Consider the following 12,618-nt stretch of genomic DNA (forward strand, 5'->3'; position numbering starts at 1 on the left):
GCGCGTGCTTCGCGAAGGCGGCCAGCCGCCCGCGGTTCGGCGGTGTTGGCCGTCGAGACCCTCGTCTCACGACATAATCCGTGGGCTTCCGCTTGACACGATTACTTCATCTCTTATTCTGTTACAAAAATATGAATTACATAATTGTGGAACCTAACGGGAGCCCTCATATGAAAACGCTTGTCGCATTCCTGCTCGGCACCGCGCTCGTCGCTCTGCCTTCGACCCTGTTTGCCCAGGAAAAGGGCGGCGTCATCAATGTCGCGACGATCGGCGAGCCGCCGACGCTTGATCCGATGTCGTCAACGGCCGATCTCGTCGGCATCGTTACCCAGCATATTTTCGAAACGCTCTACACCTTCGACAAGAGCTGGAATGTCACACCTCTTCTGGCCGAAAGCCTGCCCGAGGTCAGCGACGACGGCAAAACCTATACGATCAAGCTCAGGACCGGCATCAAGTTCCACGACAATAGCGACATGACGTCCGAAGATGTCGTCGCCTCGCTGAACCGCTGGATGAAGATCGCCTCGCGCGGCAAGCAGGTGGCGGGCTTCATCGACAAGATCACGGCTGCCGATCCCGCGACCGTCACCATCACGCTGAAGCAGCCCTATGCGCCGCTGACCTCGCTGCTCGCCTTCAACAATTCGGCGGCGATCATCATTCCTGCCGAAAAACAGGACGAGCCGATGAAGGAGTTCATCGGCACTGGCCCCTACATGCTGAAGGAGCGCAAGGCCGACCAATACATCCAGCTCGTCCGCTTCGACGGCTACAAGTCCCCCGAAGGCGACAGCAACGGGTATGGCGGCGCCCGCCATCAATATCTCGATGAGATCCGCTTCGTGCCGGTGCCGGATCCGAACACCCGCGTCGAGGCCGCTATCTCCGGCCAGTATGATTATGTCGATTCGATCCCGGTCGAATCCTACGACAAGCTGAAGGACTCGACGGCCTCGCAGCCGGTCATGCTGAAGCCCTTCGGCTATCCTGTTTTCGTCTTCAACACGAAGGAAGGTGTTGCCGGAAATGTCGAGGTTCGGAAGGCCATCCGCCAGGCGCTCAGCATGGAAGACATGCTGGCCGCCGCCTTCGGCAGCAAGGATTTCTATGCACTTGACGGCGCCATCTACCCGAAAAGCTTCTCCTGGTCGACCGATGCAGGTGTCGAAGGCGCCTATAATGTCGCCGATCCGGAAGGGGCGGCGGCCGCCGCCAAGAAGGCCGGTTATAATGGCGAGCCGATCCGCATCCTGACCAGCCGCCAGTACGAATTCCACTACAAGATGGCGCAGGTGGCCGCCGAATATCTGAAGCTTGCCGGCTTCACCGTCGATATGCAGGTGGTGGACTGGGCGACGCTGACGCAGCGCCGCACCGATCCGAAGCTCTGGGATATCTACATCACCCACAGCCCCTTCCTGCCGGAGCCGGCCTTGATCGGCTCGCTCTCGACCAGCTCGCCCGGCTGGTGGGACACGCCGGCCCGCAAGGCTGCCGTCGATGCCTTCACCTCTGAAGTCGATCCGAAGAAGCGGGTGGCGCTCTGGGCCGATGTCCAGAAGGCTGTCTATGCCGATGCGCCCTTCATGAAGATCGGTGATTTCAACGCCGTTTCGGCGAAATCGGTTAAGCTCGAAGGCGTCGATCCGGCCCCGTGGCCGTATTTCTGGAACGCTTCGATCAAGAAGTAAGCATCGCCGCCGGTGCCGGCCCTCCGGGTTCGGCGCCCGCTTTTCTGCCGCATTTGCAAGGGCTTGAAGGCCAGCATTGATGATCCGCTACATCCTCCAGCGCCTGTTCGGCATGATCGTCGTGATGTTTCTCGTCGTCACGATCGTCTTCGTCATCGTGCGCGTGACGCCGGGCGATCCGGCCGCCGTCATGCTCGGGCCGGATGCAACGCCGCAGGATATTGCCGATCTCAGAAGCAGGCTCGGCCTCGATCAGTCGCTCGGCCTGCAATATCTCTATTATATCGGCCAGCTGCTGAAGGGCGATCTCGGCCAGTCGATCTTCCTCAACATGCCGGTCACTTCGGCGCTGCTCGACCGCGCCGAGCCGACCTTCTTCCTGACGCTGTTTTCACTTGCCATCGCCAGCCTCATTGCGCTGCCGATCGGCATCTATGCCGCCTATCGGCGCGGCTCCTTCGTCGATCAGGCGGCAACGACGCTCGCGATGTTTGCCGCCAGCATTCCGAGCTTCTGGCTCGGCCTCATCCTGATGCAGTTCTTCGCCGTCAGGCTCAACCTCTTCCCGGTCTCGGGCTATGCCGGGCCGGGCTCGACCTTCGCCGACCGTATGTATCATCTGACGCTGCCGGCCTTTGCGCTCGGCATCGTCTCCTCGGCGCTGATCCTGCGTTTCACCCGCGCCTCGATGCTCGACGTGCTAGGCGATGATTATATCCGCACGGCGCGCGCCAAGGGGCTGGTCGAGCGCAAGGTCATCCTCAAGCACGCGCTGAAGAATGCGCTGATCCCGATCCTGACGGTGCTCGGCCTGACGGCGGCGGTGCTGATTTCGGGCGCCGTCGTCACCGAGACCGTCTTCGGCCTGCCGGGCGTCGGCAATCTCGTCGTTTCGGCCGTGCTGCGCCGCGATTATCCCGTCATCCAGGGGGCGCTGCTCGTCATCGCCGCCCTCTACGTGCTGATCAATTTTGCGATCGACATGCTCTATCTGCTGGTCGATCCGAGGGTGCGCTACTGATGGCCGATATCGCAATCAAGCCCGCCGAGAGAGAGGGCAGCAAATTCCTCCGCCGCCTGCTGAAGCGCAAGACGGTGGCCTTCGGCCTGCTGATCCTGGCGATCTTCGTGCTGCTGGCGGTTTTCGCGCCTATCGTCGCGCCCTATTCACCGTCCAAGCTTTCGATCGTTAACCGGCTGAAACCGCCGAGTGGCACCTTCTTCTTCGGCACCGACGAGTTCGGCCGCGACGTCTTCTCGCGGACGATCTTTGCCGGCCGCCTGTCGCTGCTGGTCGGGGCGGCGGTCGTCAGCCTGTCTGCGGTGATCGGCGTGACGCTCGGCCTGCTCGCCGGCTTTTTCCAGAAGCTCGACACGCCGACCGCCCGGCTGATCGATGCGATGATGGCGTTCCCCGATATTCTGCTGGCGATAGCCCTCGTCGCCGCCCTCGGCCCGTCGCTGACCACTGTCATCATCGCGCTGTCGATCGTCTATTCCCCGCGCCTTGCCCGCATCGTCCGCGCGTCGACGCTGGTTATTCGCGAATTGCCCTATGTTGAGGCGGCCAAGGCGCTCGGCATTTCCACCTTCCACATCATGACCCGGCATGTGCTGCGCAATCTGCTGTCGCCGATCCTGGTGCAGGCCACCTTCCTCTTCGCCAGCGCCATGCTGGCTGAAGCCGGCCTCTCCTTCCTCGGCCTCGGCGTCAGCCCGGAGATCCCGACCTGGGGAACGATGATCGCCGCCGGCCGGCAATATATCGGCCAGGCCGACTGGATGACGCTGTTTCCCGGTGTGGCGATCATTCTCTCGGTGCTGTCGCTGCAGATGGTCGGCGACGGCCTGAGAGACATGCTCGACCCAAGACTTCGCAAGGACCTTTAATCCGCCGACCTAAATCGGCCAATCCGAAACCAAATTCGCCAATCCAAATTCGCATGACAGGAGTTTGCGTGAATCAATTTCCCAACGCCGCCGGCAAGGTCGAGAATTCGCCTTACCAACGGTTAGCCGCCCTCGGAATCAAGCTGCCGCCGCCGCCGCCGCCGATCGCCAATTTCGTGACGCATGTGGTGGAGGGTAATATGCTCTATCTCTCCGGCCAAGGCCCGCGCGAGGCAGACGGCTTCCTGCATGCAGGCAAAGTCGGCGCCGGCGTCGGTGTCGACGAGGCCTATCGACATGCGCGGTTGACCGGCATCAACCTGCTCGCCGTCATGCAGGAGGCGCTGGGCGATCTCACCCGCGTTAAGCGGGTGGTCAAGCTGCTCGGCATGGTCAATGCCGTGCCTGAGTTCGAGGATCATCCGAGCGTCATCAACGGCTGCTCGGATCTGCTGATCGCGGTCTTCGGCGCGGCCGGCGAACATGCCCGCTCGGCCGTCGGCTTCGGTTCGCTGCCGGGCAACATCACCGTCGAAATCGAGGCCATCGTCGCCTTGAATGGCTGACGAGAGCTTGCATATTTGGAGCAGCGTTTATCCCACGGCCCGTTCCTCGCCCCAGACTTCCGGAGACCTTCATGCCCAATGATATCAGACCTTCGCTCGGCCTTCGCCCCGTCATCAACGTATCCGGCACGATGACCAGCCTCGGCGCCTCGATCGTCGTGCCGGAGGCGATCGAGGCGATGGCAGCGATCCTGCCGCATTTCGTCGAGATCAACGACCTGCAGCGCAAGGCCAGCAGCGTCATCGCCCGGCTGACCGGCGGAGAAGCGGGCTTCGTCACCGCCTCCTGCTCAGCCGGCATTTCGCTGGCGGTCGCCGGCGCCATCACCGGCGACAATCTGCTGGCGATCGAGAAGCTGCCGGACGTCGTGCCCGAGAAGAACGAGGTGTTGGTGCAGATGGGCCATGTGGTGAGCTACGGCGCGCCGGTCGATCAGGCGATCCGGCTTGCCGGCGGCAAGGTGGTGCTTGTGGGGCAGGCGACCTCGACGCATCGTTTCCACATGGAAAAGGCGATCACCGAGAAGACTGCCGCCGCCGTCTATGTCGTCTCCCACCATGTCGTCGATTACGGCCTGCTGAACCTGAAGGAATTCATCGAGATCGCCCATGCGAGGGGCGTGCCTGTGATCGTCGATGCGGCCTCGGAATACGATCTGAAGATTTTCCTCGAGCAGGAGGCCGATATCGCCCTCTATTCCGGCCACAAGTTCCTCGGCGGCCCGACCTCGGGCATCCTCGCCGGCCGCAAGGAACTGGTGCGCAACGCCTTCCTGCAGAATATGGGCATCGGCCGCGGCATGAAGGTCGGCAAGGAAAGCATTTTTGGCGTCATGGCCGCACTCGAAGCCTGGGAGCGCCGCGACCATGCCGGCATCCGCGAACGCGAGACCGGCTACCTCAATCTGTGGAAACGCACACTCGACGGCCGCCCCGGCATCACCGCATTGATCGAGCCCGACCCGACCAACAATCCGCTCGACCGGCTGCGCCTGATCGTCGATCCCGAGCAGGCCCATATCACCGCCTGGGATCTCGCCGATGCGCTGGCGAAGGGCAGCCCGCCGATCATCGTGCGCGATCACGAGGTCGAACATCGCTATTTCTATCTCGACCCGTGCAACCTGCATCCGGGCCAGGAGGTCATCGTCGCAAACCGCCTGGCCGAGGAACTCGACAAGGCGCGCGCTTCCAACGAGATCATCGCAACCCCGATCGAAAACCGCAGCCGCCACCGCTTCGACGGCTTGCTGCGCTGGCCGGATTGATCCTTAGGAGGAGCCGCATGGGCAGCGTCCAAGCACAATCGATCGAGACCGCCATCCCCGTCCTTTCCGTCGAGGGGCTGACGACGTCCTTTCTAGTCGATGGCGCCTGGAAGCCCGTTGTCCGCGACGTCTCCTTCACCGTAGCGCCCGGCGAAACCGTGGCGATCGTCGGCGAATCCGGCTCGGGCAAGAGCGTCACGTCGCTGTCGATCATGCGGCTGCTACAGGCGGAGGTGAGCCGCATCGAGGGCCGCGTCATGCTCGGCGGCCGCGATCTCCTGGCCTTGCCGGAACATGCCATGCGGCAGGTGCGCGGCAATGAGGTGGCGATGATCTTCCAGGAGCCGATGACATCGCTCAATCCGCTCTTCACCATCGGCGACCAGATTTCCGAAGCGCTGCTCTGCCATTCCGATATGAGCCGGGCCGAGGCCAGGGCTGAGACGACCAGGCTCCTGGAAAAGGTCCGGATCCCCTCCGCCGCCTCGCGTTTCGATGAATATCCGCATCGTTTTTCCGGCGGCATGCGCCAGCGGGTGATGATCGCCATGGCGCTCGCCAGCCGGCCGAAGCTCCTGATCGCCGACGAGCCGACGACGGCGCTCGACGTGACGATCCAGGGCCAGATCCTCGATCTCATCAAAATGCTGCAGGAAGAGGAGGGGACCTCCGTTTTTTTCATCACCCATGACATGGGCGTCGTCGCCGAGATCGCCGACAGGACGGTGGTGATGTATCGCGGCGAACAGGTCGAAAGCGGCGCCACCGCCGATATCTTCCACCGCGGCAGACATCCCTACACACGGGCGCTGCTGTCGGCCGTGCCGGTGCTCGGCTCGATGCAGGGCCGGCAGAGGCCGCTGCGTTTTCCCGTGGTCAACACGGCGACGGGCGAATCGGACGTCCCCGCCGAGGCAGCCGATACGGTGGCAGTGACGCCCGTCCTGGAGGTGAAGAACCTCACCAAGCGCTTCGACATCCACTCCGGCCTGTTCGGCCGGCTGACGAGCCGCGTGCACGCGGTCGAAAACGTCTCTTTCGATCTCCATGCCGGCGAGACGTTGTCGCTCGTCGGTGAATCCGGCTGCGGCAAATCGACGACAGGGCGGGCGATCATGCGCCTGATCGAGCCGCAGGCCGGTTCGGTGCTCGTCGAGGGCAGGGAGGTGCTCGGCCTCGACAGGAAGGAGCTGCGCGAAATGCGCAAATCCGTGCAGATGATTTTCCAGGATCCCTTCGCCAGCCTCAATCCGCGCATGACGGTGGGTGCTGCGATCGCCGAACCCTATCTCGAGCACAGGATGGGCAATGCGAAACAGGCAAAGGAGGTCGTCGCCGATCTCTTGGTGAAGGTTGGCCTCTCCCCGGATATGGCGGCGCGCTACCCGCATGAATTTTCCGGCGGCCAGCGCCAGCGCATCTGCATCGCCCGGGCGCTCGCCCTGCAACCGAAGGTCATCGTTGCCGACGAAAGCGTTTCGGCGCTCGACGTCTCGATCAAGGCGCAGGTCATCAACCTGATGCTCGACCTGCAGCAGAGCCTCAACCTCGCCTTCCTGTTCATCTCCCATGACATGGCGGTGGTCGAGCGTGTCAGCCACCGCGTGGCGGTGATGTATCTCGGCGAGATCGTCGAGATCGGCCCGCGCGCCGCCATCTTCGAAAATCCGCAGCACCCTTATACGAAGAAACTCATCGCCGCCGTGCCGGTGCCCGATCCCGACCGCCGCCACGAAAAGCGCATGGTGGCGAACGACGAGATCAAGAGCCCGATGCGCCCGATCGACTATGCCCCTCCGAAAGCCTCCTATCGCGAGGTCGGGCCGGGCCATCTGGTTATGGCCGATCGCTCCTCCGGACTGGGAGTTGCCTAACGGATCAGCGGCGCATAAAGCAGATGCAGAGACAAATGCTTGGAAAGCCGCGCCGATGAACAAGACAGAGTATTTTTCCACGCTCGGCGGTCTGCCGCCGCAGAGCCAGCTGCTTTCGGGCCGGGCCGTTTTCACCACGGCTTACGCGGTCATCCCCCGCGGTGTCATGAGCGATATTGTCACGAGCCTCCTTCCGCATTGGACGGGAACGCGGGCATGGGTTCTCTCCCGGCCGCTTTCGGGCTTCTCCGAGACCTTCTCGCAATATGTCATGGAAGTTCAGCCGGGCGGCGGAAGCGATCGGCCGGAACCCGACAAGCGGGCCGAAGCGGTGCTGTTTGTCGTCGAAGGCGGCATGACGGTCGAGCTCGAAGGCGTCAGCCATGCGCTGCGCGCCGGCTCCTTTGTTTACATTCCGGCGGGTTCGGCCTGGCGCCTCACAAATGATGGTTCGGCTCCTGCCATCTTCCACTGGGTCCGAAAGGCGTTTCAGGAGGTCGAGGGGCTGGAGCCGCCGCCGGCGATCGTCAGCCATGAGGACGACCATCCGATCCGCGCCATGCCCGACACCGACGGACGCTGGGGTACGACCCGCTTCATCGATCCGGCAGACGTGCGCTACGACATGCACGTCAACATCGTGACCCTGGAGCCGGGCGCGGTGATCCCCTTCATGGAAACCCATGTCATGGAGCATGGTCTCTACGTGCTGGAAGGCAAGGCCGTCTACCGCCTGAACCAGGATTGGGTCGAGGTCGAAGCCGGCGACTTCATGTGGCTGCGCGCCTTCTGCCCGCAGGCCTGCTACGCCGGCGGCCCCGGCCGCTTCCGCTACCTGCTCTACAAGGACGTCAACCGCCATATGAAGCTCTGGTAGGCCCCGCGTCGGCATGCTGCCGGCGCGTCTGCGCGCACCTGTCCGGTTGCTTGACAGCTCTCTCGATTGCCCGCATCGTCCCTCGATGCAGGATATGGATTCATGGCTGTCAGAGAAGAAAGAGATAGGCCGGAGAAACGCTGCCGAAGCGGTCTTCGAAGATATCCGCACGGCCATTGTCAGTCGGAAACTGGCGCTCGGAACCCGTCTTCCCGCGGAGGTGCAGCTCGCCGAACATTACGGCATCAGCCGGCCGATCGTGCGCGAGGCGCTCCGCTCGTTGCAGACGCTGGGGTTCACGCAAACGAGAACCGGCCGGGGCACTTTCGTCGTTTCGGAAAGCCCGGCGCGGCAGCTCGCTGGTGGCGCCTATTCCGCTCGCGACCTGATGGAGGCGCGCCCCTGCATCGAGATACCGGCGGCGGGCTGGGCGGCATTGCGGCGCTCGAACGAGCAGCTGGCTTCGCTCTCATCCTTGTGCGATCGGATGGATGACGAGGAGGATGTCCAGGCGTGGGTGGGGATGGACGCTGAATTTCATGGAGAGATCGCCGAAGCCTCCGGCAATGCGATCTTCAGGAAAGTCGTCGCCGATGTCCGCGGCGCTCTTTCGACGCAATCGGAATTGGTGGAGCATGTTCGCGGAAGGCGTAAAGCCTCCAACGCCGAGCACCGCCGGATTCTGGAGGCGATCGCCGCAGGCGGCGAGGCGGATGCACGCGCCGCCATGGCGGAACACCTGCTGGAGGTAAAACGGTCCATCATCGGGATTGCCGATGAAAAGCGATCTGCGCTGAAGGTATGATTTCAATTTGCACCCGGAGATCCGGCTGCGCTGCCGATCAAATGCAAACCGATGAACGATCTAGAATACTGGCTATCCGATTCCGCGATCCTCAGCCGAAAAAGCGCCTCGGAACTGGTTTTCGAGGAGCTGCGCAATCTCATTCTTTCCGGCCGTTTTGCCGCCGGCGCCAAGCTGCCGTCGGAAGCGAAGCTCGCGGCAAAATACGGCGTGAGCCGCCCGATCGTGCGGGAAGCGCTGCGCTCGCTGCAGATATTGGGGCTGACGGAGACGCGGACCGGGAGCGGAACCTATGTGCTCGCCGCCGCCGGTGACGGAGATATCCGTTACGGCAATTATTCGGCGCGGGATCTGATGGAGGCGCGCGCATTCGTCGAGGTATCGGCTGCCGGCTGGGCGGCGCTACGCCGAACCGACGATGAGCTGTCCCGGCTGCTTCACCTGTGCGACCGGATGGAGCAGGAAGAAGATACCGGAGCCTGGGTGCGGCTCGATTCGGATTTTCACGGGCTGATCGCCGAGGCATCGAAGAATGCCGTCTTCCGCGACATCGTCGATGATGTCCGCGAGGCGATGGCGCAGCAATCCGGCCTGCTGACTGCCTTTGGGCCACGGCGTGAGGAATCGAACGAAGAGCATCGCGCGATCGTCGACGCCGTCCGCAAAGGGGCGGAGGCCGAGGCCCAGGCGGCGATGGAATTTCATCTCAAGAAGGTCGAGGCGGCGGTCAGCCGCATCATCGGAGCCGACCCTCGGTAAAGCTTCCCTGAAGCCTTGCTCGCGCTACTCCCGCTTCCCTTTCACTGACTGTCTCCCCCATAGACGCAGCCTCGAACGAAACACTCTTGACGGATGCGCATCTCTCCATCTATTCCAAACCTATCAGACCGCATAGCAGATTAACATGTTGCTGACAGCTATGCGGAGGGGCGGCCGGGAGGTTGCCGAACCCATAGGGAGGAGAAATGACAGTCATGGAATCCACCAGAACCGAGGCCGATGGCCAAGTTTTCGCCGAGGAAGACCTTGGTTATCACAAGGCGCTGAAGCCGCGGCAGATCCAGATGATCGCCATCGGCGGAGCCATCGGCACGGGGCTGTTCCTCGGGGCCGGCGGCCGGCTTGCCGCTGCCGGTCCGGCACTTGTGCTGGTCTATGCCTTGTGCGGCTTTTTCGCCTTCCTCGTTCTGAGAGCCCTCGGCGAACTGATCGTCCATCGCCCGACCTCGGGCTCGTTCGTATCCTATGCCCGCGAATTTTACGGCGAAAAGCTCGCCTTCGCAGTCGGCTGGATGTATTGGCTGACCTGGGCGATGACGGCGGTCGCCGACGTCACCGCGGTCGCCCTCTACATGAATTTCTTCAAGGCCTATGTCCCGTGGATCGCGATGATCGATCAGTGGGTGTTCGCGTTCGCGGCGTTGGTCCTCGTCCTCTCGATGAACCTTTTGTCGGTGAAGGTCTTCGGCGAACTGGAATTCTGGTTCAGCCTCGTCAAGGTTCTCGCCCTCCTCATCTTCCTGATCGTCGGCGTCTACTTCGTCGTCACCGGCACGCCGATCGACGGCCATGTCCCGGGCCTGAACACGATCACCGATTTCGGCGGCATGTTCCCGAACAGCGTCCTGCCGGCGCTGGTGGTGATACAGGGCGTGGTTTTCGCCTATGCCTCGATCGAGCTGATCGGCACCGCCGCCGGGGAAACCGAAAACGCCCGCAAAGTCATGCCGCGGGCGATCCGCACTGTCGTGCTGCGCCTGGTCGTCTTCTATGTTGGCTCGGTCCTGCTGCTGTCGCTGCTGCTGCCCTACACCGCCTATAAGGGCGGCGAGAGCCCGTTCGTCACCTTCTTCGGCAAGATCGGCATCCAGGGCGCCGACGTCGTCATGAACCTCGTCGTGCTGACCGCCGTCCTCTCGTCGCTCAACGCTGGCCTCTATTCGACGGGCCGCATCCTGCATTCCATGGCCGTTTCCGGCTCGGCGCCGGCGGCGCTGGCGAAGATGAACCGGTCGGGCGTGCCCTATGGCGGGATTGCGGTGACGGCTGTCGTGACCGCCTTCGGCGTCGTGCTGAACGCCGTCGTTCCGGCGGAAGCCTTCGAGATCGGCCTGAATGTCGCCGCCCTCGGCATCATCGCGGCATGGGGCGTTATCGTCCTGTGCCAGCTCAAGCTTTGGCAGCTGTCGCGGCAGGGCAAGCTGGCGCGGCCTGAATTCCGGATGTTCGGCGCGCCTTATACCGGGCTGCTGACGTTGGGCTTCCTTGCCATCGTCGTGATCCTGATGGCCCTCGATTATCCGGTCGGCACCTATACGGTCGCCTCCCTGCTGCTGATCATTCCGGCGCTGGTGGTCGGCTGGCTACTGATGCGTGAGCGCATCCACATGATAGCCGCCGAACAGGGCGATGAGCGCGGCGGTTTCGATCTGGCCTGACACTGCCCGGTAACCCGAGCTTGCTCCGGCGGCTTATGCCGCCGGAGCGCGGCATGAATGGAGAGAGAAATGACCCCGAGTGAGGATTTCGTCGTCACCGATCGTGGCGGGATCGTCGAGAACAGCCATCGCGTCCACGCGGCTGTCGTCGATGCGAAGGGCAGGCTGCTCTACGCGCTGGGAAATCCGACGCGTATGACGCTCGCCCGGTCTGCGGCGAAGCCGGCGCAGGCGCTCGCCATACTGGAGACGGAGGGTGTCGCGGGGTACGGCTTCGATGATGCGGATATTGCACTGATGTGCGCGTCCCACAGCAGCGAAGATCGGCATATCGCGCGCACGCGCGCCATGCTGTCGAAGATCAAGGCCGAGGAGGCTGATCTTCGCTGCGGCGGTCATCCTTCCCTGTCCGAAATGGTGAACCGCTCCTGGATCAAGCAGGACTTTATCCCGACGGCGGTTTGCAGCAATTGCTCGGGCAAGCACGTCGGCATGCTTGCCGGCGCCCGTGCGATTGGAGCCGGCACGGATGGCTACCACCTGCCGGATCATCCGATGCAGGGGAGGGTCAAGCGCACTGTCGCCGAACTCTGCGATCTGGATGCCGGGGACGTCGAATGGGGAACCGACGGATGCAATCTCCCGACCCCCGCTTTTCCCCTGGATCGTCTGGGGCGCATCTATGCCAAGCTTGCTTCGGCAGCAGATGGGAGCGATGCGGGTGAGGGGCAGTCAACGCGCTGCGCGGCGCTCGCCCACATCTTCCGGGCAATGGCGCGTCATCCTGAAATGGTCGCGGGCGAGGGACGTTACTGCACGATGCTGATGCGCGCATTCGACGGCGCCCTCGTCGGCAAGCTCGGGGCCGATGCCAGCTATGCGATCGGCGTGCGGGCCTCGGACGCAACCAGGCAATTGGGAACAGACGGTGCGCTCGGCATCTCCGTCAAGATCGAAGACGGCAATCTCGAAATGCTTTACGCCGTCGTAACGGAGCTCCTCGAGCGGCTCGGCATCGGTTCGCCGGATGTCCGCAGCCAGCTCGCGTCGTTCCATCATCCCCAGCGCGTGAACACGATGGGTGTTACGACAGGCGGGGTGTCTTTTCCGTTCAAGCTGCGCGGATCGAAGTCGAACGTGGACGATCCTCGCCTTGCCGCCGTTGCCCGATGACGCCTCCGGACGTGAGTCGCGTCTCCAGCC

Annotated in this window: 11 protein-coding genes; all 11 read left to right on the forward strand. The window is 63.0% G+C overall.

The features are described from left to right. Positions 1–170 precede the first annotated feature (170 nt). The 11 genes from RHE_RS25800 to RHE_RS25850 all read left to right on the forward strand — a co-directional run bounded on the left by RHE_RS25800 (position 171) and on the right by RHE_RS25850 (position 12,588). Positions 171–1,697, forward strand: a complete 1,527-nt coding sequence (locus tag RHE_RS25800; RefSeq protein WP_011428194.1) for an ABC transporter substrate-binding protein — start codon at positions 171–173, stop codon at positions 1,695–1,697. A gap of 79 nt (positions 1,698–1,776) precedes the next feature. After that, positions 1,777–2,718, forward strand: a complete 942-nt coding sequence (locus RHE_RS25805; RefSeq protein ID WP_011428195.1) for an ABC transporter permease — start codon at positions 1,777–1,779, stop codon at positions 2,716–2,718. Further along, a complete protein-coding gene (locus tag RHE_RS25810) occupies positions 2,718–3,587 on the forward strand; it encodes an ABC transporter permease (protein ID WP_011428196.1) in 870 nt (289 codons plus the stop codon). The genes RHE_RS25805 and RHE_RS25810 overlap by 1 nt, the downstream gene beginning before the upstream one ends. 53 nt (positions 3,588–3,640) lie before the next feature. Next, positions 3,641–4,153, forward strand: coding sequence for a RidA family protein (locus RHE_RS25815; RefSeq protein WP_041679078.1), 513 nt, complete (start codon positions 3,641–3,643; stop codon positions 4,151–4,153). 71 nt (positions 4,154–4,224) lie between these two features. After that, a complete protein-coding gene (locus RHE_RS25820; protein ID WP_011428198.1) occupies positions 4,225–5,421 on the forward strand; it encodes an aminotransferase class V-fold PLP-dependent enzyme in 1,197 nt (398 codons plus the stop codon). Positions 5,422–5,438: 17 nt separating this feature from the next. After that, on the forward strand, positions 5,439–7,295 hold the full coding sequence (locus tag RHE_RS25825) for an ABC transporter ATP-binding protein (RefSeq protein ID WP_011428199.1): 1,857 nt from the start codon (positions 5,439–5,441) through the stop codon (positions 7,293–7,295). A 55-nt stretch (positions 7,296–7,350) separates the two neighbouring features. Further along, positions 7,351–8,172 carry a bifunctional allantoicase/(S)-ureidoglycine aminohydrolase gene (locus tag RHE_RS25830; protein ID WP_011428200.1) on the forward strand — a complete coding sequence of 274 codons (822 nt, stop codon included), beginning with the start codon at positions 7,351–7,353 and terminating at the stop codon, positions 8,170–8,172. An 85-nt stretch (positions 8,173–8,257) separates the two neighbouring features. Next, positions 8,258–8,977: a FadR/GntR family transcriptional regulator gene (locus RHE_RS25835; RefSeq protein ID WP_042119925.1), complete on the forward strand. Its 720-nt coding sequence runs from the start codon at positions 8,258–8,260 to the stop codon at positions 8,975–8,977. A 51-nt stretch (positions 8,978–9,028) separates the two neighbouring features. Continuing rightward, the gene (locus RHE_RS25840) at positions 9,029–9,736 is read left to right on the forward strand and encodes a FadR/GntR family transcriptional regulator (protein ID WP_011428202.1); all 708 of its coding nucleotides are present in this window, start codon (positions 9,029–9,031) and stop codon (positions 9,734–9,736) included. Between the two features lie 206 nt (positions 9,737–9,942). Further along, the gene (locus tag RHE_RS25845) at positions 9,943–11,415 is read left to right on the forward strand and encodes an amino acid permease (RefSeq protein ID WP_011428203.1); all 1,473 of its coding nucleotides are present in this window, start codon (positions 9,943–9,945) and stop codon (positions 11,413–11,415) included. Between the two features lie 69 nt (positions 11,416–11,484). Then, positions 11,485–12,588 (forward strand): asparaginase, encoded by a 1,104-nt coding sequence (locus RHE_RS25850; protein ID WP_011428204.1) that lies wholly within the window; start codon positions 11,485–11,487, stop codon positions 12,586–12,588. Positions 12,589–12,618: the final 30 nt, after the last annotated feature.

The organism is Rhizobium etli CFN 42 (genome assembly GCF_000092045.1).
Taxonomy (GTDB): Bacteria; Pseudomonadota; Alphaproteobacteria; order Rhizobiales; family Rhizobiaceae; genus Rhizobium; species Rhizobium etli.